Annotated in this window: 13 protein-coding genes; 3 read left to right on the top strand and 10 right to left on the bottom strand. The window is 67.5% G+C overall.

Annotation, left to right across the window (positions count from 1 at the left end; translation table 11 throughout):
• Positions 1 to 140 precede the first annotated feature (140 nt).
• Positions 141 to 713, top strand: a complete 573-nt coding sequence (locus SH591_RS14990) for a DUF308 domain-containing protein (protein WP_324749780.1) — start codon at positions 141 to 143, stop codon at positions 711 to 713.
• 9 nt (positions 714 to 722) lie between these two features.
• Here the strand turns inward: SH591_RS14990 and SH591_RS14985 are convergent, their stop codons facing one another.
• The 4 genes from SH591_RS14985 to SH591_RS14970 form a co-directional block, all read right to left on the bottom strand.
• Entirely contained in the window at positions 723 to 1,646 is a 924-nt protein-coding gene (locus SH591_RS14985; protein WP_322830030.1) for a DUF808 domain-containing protein, read from the bottom strand.
• A gap of 78 nt (positions 1,647 to 1,724) precedes the next feature.
• Positions 1,725 to 2,189: a GreA/GreB family elongation factor gene (locus tag SH591_RS14980; protein WP_324749779.1), complete on the bottom strand. Its 465-nt coding sequence runs from the start codon at positions 2,187 to 2,189 to the stop codon at positions 1,725 to 1,727.
• A gap of 58 nt (positions 2,190 to 2,247) precedes the next feature.
• On the bottom strand, positions 2,248 to 2,997 hold the full coding sequence (locus SH591_RS14975; protein ID WP_324749778.1) for a FadR/GntR family transcriptional regulator: 750 nt from the start codon (positions 2,995 to 2,997) through the stop codon (positions 2,248 to 2,250).
• A 92-nt stretch (positions 2,998 to 3,089) separates the two neighbouring features.
• The gene (locus SH591_RS14970; protein ID WP_324749777.1) at positions 3,090 to 5,984 is read right to left on the bottom strand and encodes a TonB-dependent receptor; all 2,895 of its coding nucleotides are present in this window, start codon (positions 5,982 to 5,984) and stop codon (positions 3,090 to 3,092) included.
• Positions 5,985 to 6,138: 154 nt separating this feature from the next.
• Between SH591_RS14970 and SH591_RS14965 the strand changes: the two genes are divergently transcribed.
• Entirely contained in the window at positions 6,139 to 7,170 is a 1,032-nt protein-coding gene (locus SH591_RS14965) for a sugar kinase (protein ID WP_324749776.1), read from the top strand.
• Positions 7,171 to 7,173: 3 nt separating this feature from the next.
• Here SH591_RS14965 and SH591_RS14960 read toward each other — a convergent pair whose 3' ends face one another.
• The 6 genes from SH591_RS14960 to SH591_RS14935 form a co-directional block, all read right to left on the bottom strand.
• Positions 7,174 to 8,022 (bottom strand): rhamnogalacturonan acetylesterase, encoded by an 849-nt coding sequence (locus SH591_RS14960; protein ID WP_324749775.1) that lies wholly within the window; start codon positions 8,020 to 8,022, stop codon positions 7,174 to 7,176.
• Positions 8,023 to 8,045: 23 nt separating this feature from the next.
• Positions 8,046 to 8,798, bottom strand: coding sequence for an SDR family NAD(P)-dependent oxidoreductase (locus SH591_RS14955; protein WP_324749774.1), 753 nt, complete (start codon positions 8,796 to 8,798; stop codon positions 8,046 to 8,048).
• Positions 8,799 to 8,810: 12 nt separating this feature from the next.
• Positions 8,811 to 10,091, bottom strand: coding sequence for an MFS transporter (locus SH591_RS14950; protein ID WP_324749773.1), 1,281 nt, complete (start codon positions 10,089 to 10,091; stop codon positions 8,811 to 8,813).
• 23 nt (positions 10,092 to 10,114) lie between these two features.
• The gene (locus SH591_RS14945) at positions 10,115 to 12,316 is read right to left on the bottom strand and encodes an alginate lyase family protein (protein ID WP_324749772.1); all 2,202 of its coding nucleotides are present in this window, start codon (positions 12,314 to 12,316) and stop codon (positions 10,115 to 10,117) included.
• Positions 12,313 to 14,508, bottom strand: coding sequence for a polysaccharide lyase 6 family protein (locus tag SH591_RS14940; protein WP_324749771.1), 2,196 nt, complete (start codon positions 14,506 to 14,508; stop codon positions 12,313 to 12,315). The genes SH591_RS14945 and SH591_RS14940 overlap by 4 nt, the downstream gene beginning before the upstream one ends.
• Before the next feature lie 198 nt (positions 14,509 to 14,706).
• The gene (locus SH591_RS14935) at positions 14,707 to 15,273 is read right to left on the bottom strand and encodes a TetR/AcrR family transcriptional regulator (RefSeq protein ID WP_322830020.1); all 567 of its coding nucleotides are present in this window, start codon (positions 15,271 to 15,273) and stop codon (positions 14,707 to 14,709) included.
• A gap of 180 nt (positions 15,274 to 15,453) precedes the next feature.
• Here SH591_RS14935 and SH591_RS14930 point away from each other — a divergent pair, with 180 nt between their 5' ends.
• Positions 15,454 to 16,608 carry an efflux RND transporter periplasmic adaptor subunit gene (locus SH591_RS14930; protein WP_324749770.1) on the top strand — a complete coding sequence of 385 codons (1,155 nt, stop codon included), beginning with the start codon at positions 15,454 to 15,456 and terminating at the stop codon, positions 16,606 to 16,608.
• Positions 16,609 to 16,611 lie beyond the last annotated feature (3 nt).

The following is a 16,611-nucleotide window of genomic DNA, read 5'->3' as shown; positions in this document are numbered from 1 at the left end:
CGGGCGCGTCGATCGGTCAACGTGCAAAGGTGGCGCAATATCCCTGGCGCCGCGCAGGGCGCCGGAACCTCCGGGCTCCGTCCGCGCTTCGACAGTAGGGGCGCACCCCGAAAGGCACGGTCGAAGAGGTCCCGGTGGATATGAGTGAGGCAGCAGCAACCGCGCCGGCGCGACGGCATTCGGCGTGGGCGCTCGGCTGCGGGCTGCTGACTTTGATCCTGGCGGCGACGGCTTTGCTGCTCCCCGTCATCGACTGGGCGCCACGCGGCGGCGTGGTCGGCTGGCTGCTGTTCCTCGCCGGCCTGGCGGAGCTGGCGTTCGGCCTCAGGCACAGGCCCGGCCCGGTCGGCAACGCCGCGACCGGCGCGGGCCTGATCACGGCCGCCGCCGGCCTGCTCTTCATCGTCCAGCCCTTCGCGCACTTCTTCCGCGTTGCCGACGTCGTCATGGCGTGGCTGCTCGTCCGCGGCGCCTGGATGCTCGTCGCCGCCTTGCGCATGCGCGAGATCCGGGCAGTGAAATGGGTGGCGTTGAGCGGAACGGCAGACATCCTGCTCGGTCTCGCGCTGGTCGCCGGCCTGCCGGTGGCGGCCTTCGTCATCAGCCTGTTCGGGCCGACCCCCGAGCTGGTCGCGTCCTTCGCTCTGATCCTCGCCGCCAGCTTCCTGGCAACGGGCTTCGCCCAGGTCGCGATCGCCCGCGACCGCCCCTGAACCGCGGCCTCAGTGCTTCAGCCGGTGCACCACCGCAGTGATGACCGAGCCGACGACCAACCCGACCACTGCCGAGCCGAAGGCCGTCACGACCCATTCGACCACCCCGTGCGCGAACGGCACGAAATGGGCCGCGCCCTCGGCCGCGCCGTGCACCCAGTGCGGGATCGTCTCGAGCCCAAATGTCTCCAGGCCGTGGACGATGATGCCGCCGCCGACCCAGACCATCGCCGCCGTGCCGATCACCGACAGCGCCTTCAGCAGCACCGGCATGCCCTTGACGAGGCCGCGGCCCACCGCGCGCGTGCCGGCGCTGCGCCGCTGCGCCAGATGGAGGCCGACATCGTCCATCTTCACGATCAGCCCGACCACGCCATAGACCGCGATCGTGATCGCGATCCCGACGGCGGCCAGCACGACCGCCTGCATCACCACCGACTGCTCGGACAGGTCGGCCAGGGCGATCGCCATGATCTCGGCCGAGAGGATGAAGTCGGTGCGGATCGCGCCCGCCACCTGGCGCTCCTCCATCTCCTTGGGATCGGTGATCTCCGCCACCTCGGCTTCGTGATGCTCGCCGCGCAGCACCTCGATGATCTTCTCGCTGGCCTCGAAGCAGAGATAGGCGCCGCCCACCATCAGCAGCGGCGTCACCGCCCACGGCGCCAGCGCGCCGAGCGCGACCGCGACCGGCAAGATGAACAGCAATTTGTTGCGCAGCGATCCGCGTGCGATCTTGTAGATGATCGGCAGTTCGCGGTGCGGCGACAGGCCGACCACGTAGCGCGGGGTCACCGCCGTGTCGTCGATCACGACGCCGGCCGCCTTGGCGCCGGCCTTTCCGGCCGCGCCCGCCACATCGTCGAGCGACGCCGCCGCCAGCTTCGTGATTGCCGCGACGTCGTCCAGCAGCGCTACCAGTCCTGACGGCATTCGCCCCCCTTTTTGCTTTTGCGTCCGCGATGAACGGTCCGCCGCGGGCTTGGCTCCTTCCCCGGAAAAAAGCCAGCGTCAGGCGATGGGCGCGACCTCGATCACCTCGATCGCGTCGGTCTCGCCGCCGAAGTCGGCCATGTCGCCGGCCTCGGCGCCGATCAGCGCACGGGCCAAAGGCGCGGAGAAGGCGATGCGGCCTTCAGGCGGGTCCGCCTCGTCGTCGCCGACGATGTCGAGCGTGCGTATCGTCCCCTTCATGCGAAAGCGGACGCGGGAGCCGAACCCCACCTCGCCCTCGGGCGGCGTCGGCCCGGGCAAGGAGGTCGCAAGCCTCGTCCGCCAGTAGCGCAGATCGCGCTGCGCCTCGGCCAGGCGCATCGGCTCCTTCTCCTGCGCCACGACGGCTTCCAACTCCCCCACCCGCGCCTCGATAAGGGCAAGGCCGGTGGGCGTGACGAAATTGGGACCAGCCGGGATCGGCAGCTCGAAACGCGGCTCGAGATGCTCTTCATCGCTCTCGCGGCGGAATGCTACGCTCATATATCTCTCAACGATCAACGACGGTGGGCGGGCCCGGAGCCCTCCCCCGCTCGGTCGTTCAGCTCAGCTTGGCGCTGATCAGGAAACGCGCGCGGCTTTCGGCCGAGCGCTGGCGCAGTTCCTCGATCTGCCGTTCCTCGCTCGCGTCGAGCATGGCCTCGAGCAGGCGGTTGAAGTGGCGGCGCATCGCCAGCCGCGCACCGGACGGGTCCCGTTTCTTCAGGGCCTCAACGACGTCGGCATGCTCGCGATGGCGCGAATTGCCGTCGTGATGACACACGGAATCATAAGCCGCGCGCACGCCGGGCACTTCGTCCCGCAGCCGCCACAAAGTCTGGATGACGTAGCTGATCGCCGCGTTGCCGGAGGCCGAGGCGATCATCATGTGGAATTCGCGGTCCGCGTTGTTCGGGCCCTGGTCGCCGGTCGCGTCGTCCTTGGCCATTTCCACCAGCAGTTCGTCGAGCCGCTGCAGGCCTTCCTGCGAGATGATCGGCGCGGCCAGCGCCGCCGCCTCGGATTCGAACAGCGACCGTGCCTCGGTCAGTTCGAACGCGCTAACCTGGGGAAGCTCGTCCAGACCGGAGACGCTGCCGTCGGAGACGTATACGCCCGACCCGGTCTTGATCTTGACCTTGCCGATCGCCTGGAGGGCGATCTCGGCTTCGCGGATCGTGACGCGGCTGACGCCGAAGCGCTCGGCAAGCTCGCGCTCGCCGGGCAGCCGCGACCCTGGAGGGAACACGCCCTCCTCGATGAGCGCCGTGATCCGCTCGACGATATCCTGAAACAAGCGCCGGTCCGCCATCTTGTCCGCTTCCCCTCTGCGTTCCGGGAATACTTACCGCTTTGCCTGACCCTTGCAAGGAAAAGGGGAGCGGAAACCCGCTCCCCTACCCGTCAGATCCGGAAGCGGACGCCCATGAAGTAGCGCGCGCCATAATAATGATATTGGCGGATGCTGCCCTGGACCGGCATGTCGGTCACCTTTGGTTCGTCGAAGATGTTGACCGCTTCGAACTTCAGCTGGACGTTGCGGTTGAGGTCGTACGACGCCCGGAAGTCTACGGTGTCGTTGCCGCGCACGTAGCGAAGCTGCGTGTTGCCGCCGACGAAGTCCTGATAATAATTGGAGCGGTAGTTGTAGATCGCCTGCAGCGAGAGGCCGCCGAGCTGGTAATAAGCCTGCGCCGACAATACGTGCTTGGAGAAGCCGCTGATATTGGCCGGCGGGATCATGCCCTCGGTGATCACGCCCGTGACGGGATCCATTATGTCGCCGAGGTTTACGTCCTCATTCTCGAAATTCGAGTTGGCATAATTGTAGCTGAGCTTGGTGCCGAGACCGCTGAGGGCGCCCGGCAACCACGAGAAGCGGTGGGTGAGCGTCAGCTCATAGCCCCAGATCCGGCTCTTGCGGTCGCTGTTGGCGGTTTGCACGACCGGAACGGTGACGTTCTCGCCGTCGATCACGAACTGCTCGTCGTAGCGGACCGGGATGAAGCCACCGTTGAACTTCTTGTAGTAGAGCGCGCCCGAGAACATCGAATCCTTGTTGAGGTAATATTCGAGCGACGCGTCCGCGTTCCACGACATCAGCGGCTCGAGGCGCGGGCTCCCGTTCGCTTTGATTTCGCTGATCGCGTCCCCGATCGAGGTGACGTTGCTTCCGCTGACGGAGATCGCGCGGCCGGCGCCCAGCGCGCTCGGCGCGGGCTTCGACATTGCCCGGTAGGCGGCGAGGCGCAGCAGCAGGTCGGGTTGGATCTCGAAGATGGCGTTGGCGCTCGGCAGGAAGCGGGTGGTCTCGTGCTCGGTGGTGACGGTTGCGTAATCGTCATTAGAGACCAGACGGATCGAGCCGTCGGTATTGTGCACCACGACGATGCCGCTGCGCAGGCCGTCCGACCGGACCTTGGTGTTGACGACGCGGACGCCGACATTGCCGCGGATGGGCATGTTGCCGAGATCGGAATCGTACGAGGCCATCACGTAGGCGGACAGAGTGTTCTCGGTCACATCGCGGTTGGCCGGGTCGCGGATGTCCGCATTACGGCCCGGATCGTCGGTGCCCATGTGGCTCTGGACCAGGCAGAGCGGATCGAACGTCGCCCAATTGTTGATAGTATTGCCTTCGGCGGCGCTGAGGTAATCGCGCTGCTGGAAGATGGTGCGGCAGGCGAGGTTGGCCGCGCTCTCGGCCGCCGGAGTGTCGAGGTTCACTTCCACGCGGTCGTCGAAATCATTGTAGGTCAGGCGCGAGTAACGGACGCCGGCATCGAGCTTGCTGAGGAACGCGCCGTCGACCTCGTAGGTCGCGTCGAAGCGGCCGGCGAGAATCTTGTTGTTGCGGTCCTGCTGGTCGCGGCGGATGCGGGTGTCGTCGCTGAACAGATTGTGGTTGGTGATATCGAAACGCGGATCGACGGTAATGGTCGGCGCGAAATTGCCGTCCAGCACTTCGTAGACATAGGGGATGCGCTGATCGCCGATTGCGGTGCGATTGCCGTAAACGTCAAGCGCGTCGGTGCGGAGACGCACGGAGCGCTCAATTTCCGAGCGCTTGGTGCGCGAATAGGACAGGTCCGCCCTCAGCGTCAGCCGGTCGACCGGCTTGAACGAGATGTCGAGGCCGCCGCCGAGATATTCCTCGCCGCGCTCCAGCAGGGTCGAGACCGTTTCGATCGAGCTTCTGCCCTCGGCGCGCGTGATGACGCCATTCTCGTCAAATTGGACGTTGCGCAGGCGGTAGCGCATCTCCGAGAAATTGAGGTCGTTGCGCTGTTCCGCATATTTGCGGTCGGAATATTGAACGTCGAGATTGATATCGATCGTATCGTTGGGCTGCCACTGGAGCGCGCCGAAGAGGGAGTCGCGGCGGTCGCTTTCGCTGATCTGGCGGAAGGCGATCGAGTTGGGCGCGAGGAAGAAAGGCGTGCCGGCGGCCGCCTGCTCGCGGGTCACCGCGGTGCAATTGGCGTTGACGACGGCGTTCGGGCTGCAGGCGGTCCAGGTGGAGCTGCCGGCGACGGTCTCTTCCGGGTTGGCGACGCTGTTGCGCTGCACGCCGAGCGAAATGCCGAAGTCGCCGAGCGCGCCGGCCGAGAACTGGTCGACATAGCTGATGGTGCCGCGCCAGCCGAGGCCGTCTTCCTGGTAGATGCGGTCCTGATAGGGGCTGTAGCTGCCCTTGAATTCGGCCTGGATGCGGCGCTTGCCGTAATCGAGCGGCTTCAGCGTCTCGAGCTCGATCGTGCCGGCGACGCCACCCTCGACGAGATCGGCCTGCTGGGTCTTGTAGATCTTGATGCCGTTGATCAGCTCGGACGGGAACTGGTTGAAGTTCACCGAGCGGTCGCCGCTGCCGTTGGAGGCGTCGCGGCCGTTGAACGTCGCGTTGCTGAGGAACGGGCCGAGGCCGCGGATCGCGATCTCGGAAGCGCCGCCCTTTTCGCGGTGCGTGGTCGCGCCGGTGATGGTCTGGATGGCCTCGCCGACCGACAGCGCCGGAAGCGCGCCGATTTCCTCGGACGACAATGCGTCGACGACGGCGGTTTCGAGGCGCTTGGTGTTGATCGAGCTCTGGATCGTCTGGCGAAGGCCGGTTACGACGATGTCCTCGTCCGCGGCGGCCATCGCTTCGTCGCTGGCCGGCGCGTCGAGCGCGACCGCGTCGGCCTGCGCGTCCTGCGCGAAAGCCGGCGAGCCCAGCGTCAGCAGCGGCACCGCCGCCGTGGCGAGCAGCGCCGACCGAAAATCGAAATGACGAAGGGCGCGATCGGGCCGCGGACGCATATACCTCTCCCAGATGGATGTTTTTTATGCGTTTGACGCTGACCAGTTTGCTCATACCTGTCAATACGAACTGTCATGCCACTGTGAAATTACCGTGCCTACCAGTTGACTGCCGCTCTGGTCCAAATGACATCCGGCGGCTAGGAGTGGTCGTATGAAGATCGGAACGGACGGCGCGCACGGCGCGGTGGCATGCTTTGGCGAAATCCTGTTGCGGCTGAGCACGCCGGCGCATGCGCTGATGAGTCAGGCGACGAAGCTGGAAATGGGATTCGGCGGCGCCGAGGCGAATGTCGCGGTCGCGCTGGCGAGCCTCGGCCATGAGACGCGGATGCTGTCGGTGCTCCCCACCGGCCCGCTCGGCGACGCGGCGCTCGATTCGCTGCGCGCCCGCGGCGTCGACACGCGTCGGATCGCGCGCGCGGACGGCCGTCTGGGCGCCTATTACGTCGTCTCGGGCGGATCGCTGCGCCCCTCGGAGATCGTCTACGACCGGCTCGGCAGCGCCTTTGCCGAGGCGCGTGCTGGCGATTACGACTGGGCCGCCCTCCTTCAGGGTGCCACCCTGCTCCATCTCTCCGGAATCACCCCGGCACTCGGGCCGAACGGCGCGCAAGCGGCGCTGGCGGCGGCGCGTGCGGCAAAGGCGGCGGGTATCACCGTCTCGTTCGACGGCAATTACCGAGCCCGCCTCTGGGACCGCTGGGACGGCAAGCCGCGCGAGACGCTGACCGCGCTGGTGGGCGAGGCCGACATCTTCTTCGGCAATCATCGCGACATCGCCTTGCTGCTCGACCGCCCGTTCAGCGGCGATGGCGAGGACCGGCGCCGCGAGGCCGCTTTGGCCGCCTTCGCCGCCTTCCCCAATCTCAAGCGCATCGCCTCGACCGCGCGCCACGTCGAGCAGTTCGACGCGCACCGGATCGCGGCGCGGCTCGACACGCCGGGGGAAGCCTTCCAGACCCGCGAGGTGCGAGTCAGCGCGATCGTCGACCGGATCGGCGGCGGCGATGCCTTCGCGGCCGGCGTGCTGCACGAGCTGATCCGCAGCGGCGACGATTCCAAAGCGGTCGAAGCTGGGCTCGCCCTCACCTGCCTGAAGCACAGCCTTCCGGGCGACGCGGCTCTGTTCAGCCAGAAGGATCTCGATTCCTTCGCAGCCGGGGAGCTCGACGTCCGCCGCTAGGCGTCAGGGAACGAGCTGGCTGCCCAGGGCGGGGGCGGCCAGCGCGAGATCGCGCGCCACCATCGCCGCGAACAGGGCGGCGCCCTCCGCCCCGACATGGGTGTAGTCGAACTTGCGCGTCACGCGCCCGCGCGGGCCCTGGACGCTTGCCGCCACTTCCCCGGAGGGCGGCGCCGGGCGCGGCTTCAGGGTGGTTCCGGCCTTGGCGGCGGCCAGTTCGGCGGGGAGCGGCGGCACCTGCGCCAGCTTGGTCGCCTCCGCCGCGCCCATCGCCTCCACCGCCGCAGCGCTGCGCGCGTTGAGATCGACCAAAGGCACTTTGAGCTCGGTCGCGACGCTGCGGATCGCGGTCGACCACGGCTCGAGGCTGCTCTTGAGGCGCCCCTGCGCGAATTCGCGGCGGGTGAGCGGCGTCAGCAGCACCGGGATCGCCCCGGCGGCCCGCACCTCGGCAACGTAGCGTCGCAAATTGGCCGGAAACTCGGTCTCGAGGTCGGTCCAGCGCTCCGCCACCTTCGATTGGTCGTTATGGGCGAACTGGATGAGGACGTAGGTCGCCTTGTAGCCCGGAACGCGCGCTTCGCCGAGCGCGATGTCCCACGAGCCCTCGGCGCGGTAGCTGCGCGTGCTGCGCCCGCCACGGCCGAGATTGAGGCAGGCGACCGACGATTTGACGTGCCGGTCGCAGAAGGCCGAGGCCCAGCCGCTGTGCGGCGCCATGGTCGAATCCCCGACCAGGATGATCTTGTACGGCTCGAGCGGCGGCGCGTCGGTCCGCTCGCGCGCCGGCTCGGCCGCATGGGCCGCGCCGGCGGCGAGCAGGGGGAGGAGCAATCCGAACCTTCTGATCATCGTACCCCTCCCCTTCTTCTCGATTACGAGAAGAACAGCCCGCCGTTGATGTCGAGATTGACGCCGGCCAGGAACGAGGCGTCCTCCGACGCGAGATAGGCGACCGCTGAGGCGACTTCCTCGGACGCGCCCTCGCGGCGGAGCGGCGTGTTGCCGGCGACCGCCTTGCGGCCCTCGGGCTTCGAGAAGATGTCGTGGAAGCTGGTGCCGATCAGGCCCGGGCAGACCGCGTTCACGCGGATGCCCTGCGGGCCCATTTCCTTGGCCCAGCCGCGGGTCAGCGTCATCAGCGCCCCCTTGGCGGTGGCATAGACCGACGCGCCCGGGCCGCCGCCGTCACGGCCGGCCAGCGAGGCGATGTTGATGATCGAGCTGCCCTCGCCGAGATACGGCTTGGCCGCCTTCGTGACGAGGAAGGCCGACTTGAGGTTGAGCGTCATGACCTGGTCGAAGAAGGCCTCGTCCATCTCGTCGAGCGTCTTGCGGGCGACCATGCCGCCGGCGCAGTTGACGAGCACGTCGATGCGGTCGCCGAAGGCGGCGCGGGAAGCCTCGATCAGGCCGGCCACTTCGGCCGGCTTGGTGACGTCGGCGCGATGGATGATCGCGGTGCCGCCAGCCGCCTCGATGTCGGCCTTGGTGGCGGTCGCCGCCGCCTCGTCATTGGCGAAGTTGACGACGACCTTGGCGCCTTCGCGCGCCAGTCGCAGCGACACCGCCCGGCCGATATCCCGACCGCCGCCGGTGACGATGGCGATCTTGTCTTGAAGCTTCATTTCTCAATTTCCCTATGCGTTAACGGAATGGATGTGGATGCGCTCGACCTTGCCGCCGAGCAGCCAGATCGCGAGGATAGAGAGCGGCACGATCGCGGCGCTGAGCGCGAAGATCGGCGCGTAGGAGGTCACGGTCATCGCCGGCACCAGCCAGGTCGTGATGAGCGTGCCGGCGACGGCGGCGGTGCCGCTCATGCCGGCCAGCGAGCCGACCGCCGCGCCGCCGAAATAGTCGCTCGGCAGCGTCTGGATGTTGCCGATCGCCGCCTGGAAACCGAACAGGATCACGGCGATGAGCAGCACGGCGGTGAGCGGATCGCCCGCGCTCATGGTCAGCAGCAGCGCCGGGAGCATGATGATGCCGCCCGCGGTGATCACGCTCTTGCGCGCCGTACTGACGCTGTGGCCGCGCTTGATGAGCGCACCCGCCGCCCAGCCGCCGGAAAGGCTGCCGAGCATGGCGCCGACGAACGGAACCCAGGCGAAGAGGCCGATCTGCTTGACGTCGAAGCCGAACGTCTCGGCGAGGTAGATCGGCAGCCAGGAGACGAAGAGCCACCAGACCGGATCGAGGAAGAAGCGGCTGATGATGATCGCCCAGCTCTGGCGGTAGCGCAGCAACGTGCCCCAGCCGACTGGAGGGCCGTCGACCGTCGCCGGCGGTCCACCCGCCTCGGGCGCGTCGAGGATGTGCGAGCGCTCTTCCTCGGTGATCCAGGGATGCTTGGCCGGATCGGCCTTGTAGAGCCAGAGCCAGGGCAGCAGCCACACTATGCCGAGGACACCGATCAGCACGAAGGTCATGCGCCAGCCCACGGCGGTGAAGAGAAGGGCGACCAAAGGCGCCGAGACGATCCCGCCGATCGCCGCGCCGGAATTGAAGATGCCCTGGGCCAGCGCGCGCTCGCGCGAGGGGAACCACAAAGCATTGGCCTTGGCCGCGCCGGGCCAGTTGCCGGCCTCGCTGACACCGAGCGTGACGCGCAGCACGCCGAGGAACGGCAAGGAGCGCACCAGAGCGTGGGCGGCGATCGACGCCGACCAGACGATGATCGAGAGCGAGAAGCCGAGCCTCGTGCCGATCTTGTCAAAGATCTTGCCGAACAGCGACTGGCCGACCGCGTAGGAGATCATGAACAAGGTCACGAGCAAGGCGTAATCTTCCTTGGTCGCGCCGATCTCCTTCGACACTTCGGGCCACATCACGGCGAGCGCGTTGCGGTCGATATAATTGATGACCGTTGCGAGCGCGATCAGCGCGATGATCCCCCAGCGCAGTCCCTTGATTTTCATCGATCCCCGTTCCGCTAAGCTGTTCATGAGCGTCCGCCTTCGAAGCGCGCCAGATGGCCGGTCCAGCGGTAGGTTTTGCCGCCCAGCACGGCCTCGTGAGTCGTTGCCGCCGCGACATCGTCCGCGATCGCGACCACGACCGTGCGCCCGCTCTTGAGCGCGATCTCGATCAGTTCGGCCGCGCCGATGCGATGCCGACGAAGCGTGGCGATGCCGGTGCGGCTGCCGACCGTGGTCTCGGCCGAGGCGTCATAGGCGCCGTGCGGCTCGAGCAGGCTGACGAAGGTCGCGTCGGCGCCCTTCGCGCGCTGGATGAGCACGGGCTCGCGGCGCAGGTTGAAGCGGGGATCGTTGGCGCCGCTCTCGGCGATGATCACCTCGCTGCCCGCCGACGGCAGCATCCGGTAGGTGTAAAAGCGACCGTCGTTGATCCAGGTGACGAAGCCGTTAGACGCGTCGGGCGTGCCGACCGCGTCCACCCAGAGATGCTGGTATCCGGCCTTCTTGCCGAGCACCGGGCGCTCCGCCGTATTCGACTTCAGCGGGAAGCCGACCTCGATGACGTGGCCGGAGAAATGGAGGGGAAGGTCGAACTGGGCCGGACCCTTGCCTTCGGCGCGGACCAGGTCGAGCACGACCGGCGCGCCGCCGTCCGCGAGCCGCACCTGGGCGAGCGTGCGGCGGAGCTTCACACCGGGATAGGCACCATCGATTTCTGCGGTGCTGGCCTGCAGGCCTTCGACTTCACCGAAATAGAGCTGCTTGGGCGCGAGCTTCTCGGCTTCCTTGAGCTTGCCGCCGAAATGGCTAGTCTCGTCGACCACCACCGTGTTGTGGGCGATCGTCTGCTTCGCCCAGCTCTCGTTCTCGGGCAGGTAGCGGCCGCCGTCCTTGGCCTCGATGTTGAGGAAGCGCGCCGCGCCGTAATCGGTGACGATCGGATTGCCGTTGTCGTAGAACAGCCACGACAATTTATCGAAATGGCCGTGGCCCATGCCCTGGGCGCTGTTCTTCGCTACCAGAGCCTGGTCGGTCGCGCCGCCGCCCGAGCGCAGCACGGCGACCGCGCCATCGTCGCCGTTCGGCCCGTCGCGGAACAGGGCCGAAGCGAACGGGAACGGCTTGACCAGCCCCGCTTCGAGGTCGCGCGCGACGGCGAGGCCCTCGGGCGAGAGGATCGTCTGGCCCTGCCCCGCCGCGATCGACAGGAAGCTCGGGTCGCGGGTCTGCCCGTAAGCGATGGCGACGGCCTGGTAGAGCTCTTCGGTGCGAAGGCTCTTGTCCGGCATCGCGTCGTTCAGCGGGAAGAAGTAGCCGTCATAGGTGAGCTGGATCGCCGCCCGCACCGCCTTCAGCACGATGCCGTCGCGATAGTCGAATATCTTGCGCTCCGGCTCGTTGGCCTGGACCGCCTGCGCGAAGATCACGAACGGCATCAGCGCGTAGCGCTGGTAATAAGGCCCTTCGGCATAATAGCCGTCCGGGGAGAAGAGCAGGTCGAGCTGGCGGAGGAAGCCGCCCTTGCCGCTCTTGTCGAGGCCGAGCAGCGCTTTCTCGACCAGGTCGCGGTCGCCGATCACGTAGCCGGTCATGCCGACGCCGGCATTGGCCCAGGTCGCGTGATTGTGGATGCGGTTGAACACCTCCGGCGATTCCGCCGAGAGGAAGTGCGCCATGCGCCGGAAGACCTTGTCGTCGATCGCCTTGCGGTCGCGCGCGTCGAGGTCGCCGCGGATGGCGTCGTAGCCCTGCACCGCGTTCACCAGCCACACGCTGTCGTTGAGGCTCTGCCAGAACAGGCGACCGGGCACCTGGTTGGCGGCCGCCGGATGCCTGCCGAGCTTGGGGTACAAAGCGGCATAAGCGAGCAGCATGTCGCGCGCATAATCGCGATAGGCCGCCTCGCCGGTGATCCGGTAGAGCATACCGGCGCCGTTGATCGCCTTGTAGTTGCGCTTGTGCTGCTCGTGGGTGAGCCCACCGCCGGGATCCTTGGGAACCGGCACGTTGATGCCTGCGCGCATCGCCGCATCGACCGCCTTGCGGACGCGCTCGACCTCCTGTGCGAACAGGGGATGGCGATCCTTCTCGGCCTGCATCAGCGCGAAACCGGACGGGCTCGTCAGCACCGGGGCCGATACGGGCACGGCCGCGTAAGCGGCGGGTGCCGTCGCGGCGAGAAGGAAAGCGATTGCGAGCGCTGGGCGGCGCGGTTTCTGGATCACTGCACGGCTCCCGCGATGTTGCCGCTCAGCATCGCGCGCTCAGGGCCTTTGTAATGAAGCTCCTCGACGACCGGCATTGCCGTGCCGTCGAAGCGGTTGTCGACGATCGCGGTCTCGGGCGCGCCGACGCTGTGCACGACGCGGACGGGGCCGCTGCCGACGAAGCGGTTGCCGACGATCGCGGCATGCTGCACCCCCGAAAGGTGCAGCGACGCCTGCGTCCCGCGGCCCGAATTCTCGACCAGCGAATTGGCGAGCGTGACGTGGGGCCCGAACGTGCTCTCGTCGGTCCCGCCGCGCAACACCTCGGCCACTTTGCCCACGTTGCGGAATTCGGAGTTGGAGATATCCAGATATTCCGCGTTGTAGTGGCCCTTCCCCTTCGTTTCGGAGCGCGCCGCAACCACGCTTCCCGAGACGCCATCGAACGTGCTCGCGAAGATCGCAATCCGGTCGGCGAGCGTGTCGGGGGTCGTTGCGATCACGTCGAAGGCAGGGGCGGAAAGATCGCGCACCTCGGTGCCGTCGATCAGCACCGCATAATTGGTGGGCATCGATCGCGCGCTGGTGCGGAGCACGGCATTGCCCGGCGCGGCCGGGGCGGCGGCGCCGGAGAGGATGAGATTGGCGAGCTCGATCCGGCCGCCATCCTCGATCTGGAAGAGCGTCGGTGCCGAGAAGGTGATGACCGGCTTGTCGGCGGCCGAGGCCCCGGCGATCGTCAGCGTGCGCTCCACGATGATCGGGGCATCGACGCGATAGGTGCCGCCCGCGAGCCGCACCACGCCGCCGTCGGGCGCACGCGCGACCGCTGCGGCAAGAGCGGCGTCCGGCCCGATGGTCTCGATCGAACCGCTGCCGAATGCGGTGACGGTCTGCGCCCGCTTGGGATACCAGGCCGCGCCCGTCGCTTCGCGCTTCACCGGGACGCGCCGGCCGGTCATGCCGGCAGCGACGCCGCCCTCGGGAACGAGCAGGCCGTCGGCGTTGCGCGACAAAGTGACGGCACGCCGCTGGAAGCCGTTGGCGAGGAGCGGCTTGGCCACCGGCGTCTGCACGTTGCCCGAGAAGCTGATGCCGGCAATGTCGCCTTCGGCACGGAAGGGATCGGAGCCCGACGAGGCGACGATGAGGTTGCGCCGGAACACCGTATCCTTCGGCGGCGCCGACCGCTCGGCGTCCGCGCCCGCCGCCAGCGTGATCCGCGCCGGCTCGATGATCGTGTTGTTCTCGATGACCGCGCCGACCACCTGATGGTAGCGGTTGATCACCGAATTGGGCACGCCGTTCATGACGGTGATCGCGCTGGTGAAGCCGGTGCCGGACAGGCGTTCCAGATAATTGTCGCGCACCGTCTGGCGCGGGTTGACGACGCGGACGCCGCCGGTGTGCGGCTTGGAATTGCCGAAGAAGAAATTGCCCTCGACCAGATTGCCGCTGCCGTGGCGCAGGACCAAGGCGCCCTGCGACTCGTAGAAGACGTTGCCGCGGAAGATGTTGCCGCCGGACTTGCTGGAGACGATCTCCACCTCGCCGTCGGTATGCTCGAAATAGTTGTTCTCGACGATCGTACTGGAATCGGTCAGCGATTCCTCGCTGGTGCCGATGCGGATCGTCTCGCCGCCGTTCGAGCCGAGATTGGGGCGCGGGCCGAAATAATTGTGGTCGATGCGGTGGCGGTTGGCCTGCGGCTGCCCCTTGGGGCGGATCACCGCCAGCGTCACGCCGGCATTGGTCTTGCCCTCGAAATGCGAGTGATCGACCCTATTGTCCTCGCCGTAGATGGCGACCCAGATATCCTCGGCGCGCCGATCCGGCTTGTTGAAGCGGTCGACCACCACTTCGGTGATGCGCGAGTTGCTCGCGACGCGGCGGCTGTCGCGGCGGAAGGTGATCACTTCGTCCGAGAGGGCGTGGCCGTCGCGGAAAACGAGCCCGCTGACCAGCAGGTGCCGGCCGGACAGGCGCAAGTTCGAATTGCCCGAGAGGACGACGCCGCCCTTGGTCTGGGCGCGCAGCACGATCGGCTTCAGCGGCTCGCCGATTCCCTCGAACAGGATCTGGAAATCGCGCCACTCGCCATCGGCAAGGACGATCTCGTCGCCGGGCTTCGCGGCCTTGGCGGCGGCGCGATAGGCGGCCTGGTCGCGCACGAGATATTCGGCGCTGATCGCGGGCGCTGCCTGCGTCACCGCGAGAAATGATAATAAGATTACGCTGGTGCGCACACGCCTCTCCTGAAATCCGCTTACGGACTTCTGCGGCCCGCTGAGCTGGCCTATCAGCTAGCAGGCGCGCCGGGCTTGTCAACCAGTCCGACCCAATTGGACTAAAGAACTGGTCAGCGTTCTAACCGCCCAAGATCGGACCGGAAATTCCGGCGCGGCGCGTTAATCCTGGATCTGGAAATGCTCGAAAAAGGGCTGCAGGCGGCGGTTGAGCACGGCGGGGTCGGTGGGTTCGGGCGGCACGCCCATCATCGCCTTCACGGGCGCGTCGCACAGCACGCTGGAGAAATAGAGTTCGGCGGCAGGAACCGGATCGGGGATGCGCGCGCGCCCCTCCTCGGTCCAGCGCGTGAAGACGGCGGCGAGACGTTCGACCAGCCGGACGCGGACGTCGTTATGGAAGGCGAGGCCGAAGCCGGGATGCGCGAGGCTGTGCGCGATCACCATCCGGGCGAACGCCAGGGTCTTGGGCGTCATCAGGAAGGCGTGGAATCGCTGGGCGGCGATCCGGAGTTGCTCGCGCGGCGACTCGCCGCCATCGCCGAAGTCGAGCAGGTCGCCGATTCCTTCCTCTCGCCCGCGCGCGACGACCGCCCGCAGCAATTGCTGCTTGTTCCCGAACTCCGCGTAGAGCGTCGCCAGCGAACCGCCGGACCGCGCCACCACCGCGCTCAAAGTGGTACGTTCGAACCCTTGCTCGAGGAAAAGCTCCTCGGCCGCATCGAGCATGGCCTGGCAGCGATCTTCTCGACCAAGCACGGCGCGCGAGGGACGGGGGCACGCAGGAATTTTACTCATTCACTCACTTTCACAGCCAATCCCCGGTTGACGTGTAATCTAGCTTACACTACCGGCCACGGCAAGCTGGGGATGTATCCCACCGTCGCGAATCATATGCAGGATCGATCTATGTCCAAGCCGGGTTTCTCCCGCGCCGCCTCGCTTGCCGCCGCCATGGTGCTCGCCCTCGCCGGTTGTTCCCAGGAGGCGCCGCCCGCGCCGCCCCCGCCCGAGGTCGAGGTGATCACGGTACGCTCGCAGCAGGTGCCCAACGTCGTCGAGCTGCCCGGCCGCGTCCAGGCGGTCCGCACCGCCGAGGTCCGCGCCCGCGTCGACGGCATCGTCCAGCGCCGGCTCTACGAGGAAGGCACCGATGTCGGCGCCGGCCAGGGCCTGTTCGCGATCGACCCGCGCGAGTTGCGCGCCAGCCTCGGCGCGGTCCAGGCGAGCCTCGCCCGTGCCCGCGCCAACGCCGCAAACGCCCAGCAGGACGTCAACCGCTATCGCCCGCTGCTCGCCGACCAGGCGATCAGCAAGCAGGAATATGACGCCGCCGTGGCGCGGCTGCGCTCGGCCCAGGCCGATGTCGCCCAGGCCCAGGCCCAGGTCGAAAGCGCGCAGCTCAGCCTCGGCTACACCACGGTCCGCGCCCCCATTTCGGGCCGCGCCGGCCGCGCCCAGGTGACCGAGGGCGCGCTCGTCAGCGCCGCCGCCGGCACGCTGCTGACGACGATCGAGCAGATCAATCCGATCTATGTCAATTTCTCGCAGTCGAGCTCCGACCTGCTCGCGTTGCGCCGCGACCTCACCGCCGGCCGCCTCAACGCGCCGTCGCTCGAGCGGATCGCGGTCCAGCTCCAGCTCGAAGACGGCAGCAGCTACGGCATCGCCGGCCATATCGACTTCCTCGACCTCTCGATCGACGAGGCCACCGGCACCGCCGCCCTGCGCGCCGAATTCCCCAATCCCGGCCGTCTGCTCCTGCCCGGCCAGTTCGTCCGCGCCCGCGTCCTCGCCGGCGTCAAGGAAGGCATCATGGTCCCGCAGCGCGCAGTCCAGGTCGCGCCGCAGGGCGGCACCGTCATGGTCGTCGGCGCCAAGAATATCGTCGAGGCCCGTCCCGTCCGCCTCGGTTCGCTCGAGGGCAGCAACTGGGTCGTGCTCGGCGGGCTCAAGCCCGGCGACAAGGTGATCGTCAGCGGCCTGCAGAAGGTCCAGCCGGGCCAGCCGGTGCGCATCGCCGGGGCCGCCGCGGCCAAGCCGCAGCCCGCCGCCAAGCGCTAAGGA

The organism is Sphingomonas sp. LY54 (assembly GCF_035594035.1).
In the GTDB taxonomy this organism is placed as follows: Bacteria; Pseudomonadota; Alphaproteobacteria; order Sphingomonadales; family Sphingomonadaceae; genus Allosphingosinicella.
Note: the sequence above shows the minus strand (reverse complement) of the source record. Positions and strands in the feature narration are given on the sequence as shown.

Excerpts from the sequence above, each read along its gene's own strand:
- SH591_RS14950 (WP_324749773.1), bottom strand. The coding sequence starts at position 10,091 with ATGAAAATCAAGGGACTGCGCTGGGGGATCATCGCGCTGATCGCGCTC.
- SH591_RS14965 (WP_324749776.1), top strand. The coding sequence starts at position 6,139 with ATGAAGATCGGAACGGACGGCGCGCACGGCGCGGTGGCATGCTTTGGC.
- SH591_RS14955 (WP_324749774.1), bottom strand. The coding sequence starts at position 8,798 with ATGAAGCTTCAAGACAAGATCGCCATCGTCACCGGCGGCGGTCGGGAT.
- SH591_RS14980 (WP_324749779.1), bottom strand. The coding sequence starts at position 2,189 with ATGAGCGTAGCATTCCGCCGCGAGAGCGATGAAGAGCATCTCGAGCCG.
- SH591_RS14935 (WP_322830020.1), bottom strand. The coding sequence starts at position 15,273 with ATGCTCGATGCGGCCGAGGAGCTTTTCCTCGAGCAAGGGTTCGAACGT.
- SH591_RS14970 (WP_324749777.1), bottom strand. The coding sequence starts at position 5,984 with ATGCGTCCGCGGCCCGATCGCGCCCTTCGTCATTTCGATTTTCGGTCG.
- SH591_RS14990 (WP_324749780.1), top strand. The coding sequence starts at position 141 with ATGAGTGAGGCAGCAGCAACCGCGCCGGCGCGACGGCATTCGGCGTGG.
- SH591_RS14930 (WP_324749770.1), top strand. The coding sequence starts at position 15,454 with ATGTCCAAGCCGGGTTTCTCCCGCGCCGCCTCGCTTGCCGCCGCCATG.
- SH591_RS14960 (WP_324749775.1), bottom strand. The coding sequence starts at position 8,022 with ATGATCAGAAGGTTCGGATTGCTCCTCCCCCTGCTCGCCGCCGGCGCG.
- SH591_RS14975 (WP_324749778.1), bottom strand. The coding sequence starts at position 2,997 with ATGGCGGACCGGCGCTTGTTTCAGGATATCGTCGAGCGGATCACGGCG.
- SH591_RS14985 (WP_322830030.1), bottom strand. The coding sequence starts at position 1,646 with ATGCCGTCAGGACTGGTAGCGCTGCTGGACGACGTCGCGGCAATCACG.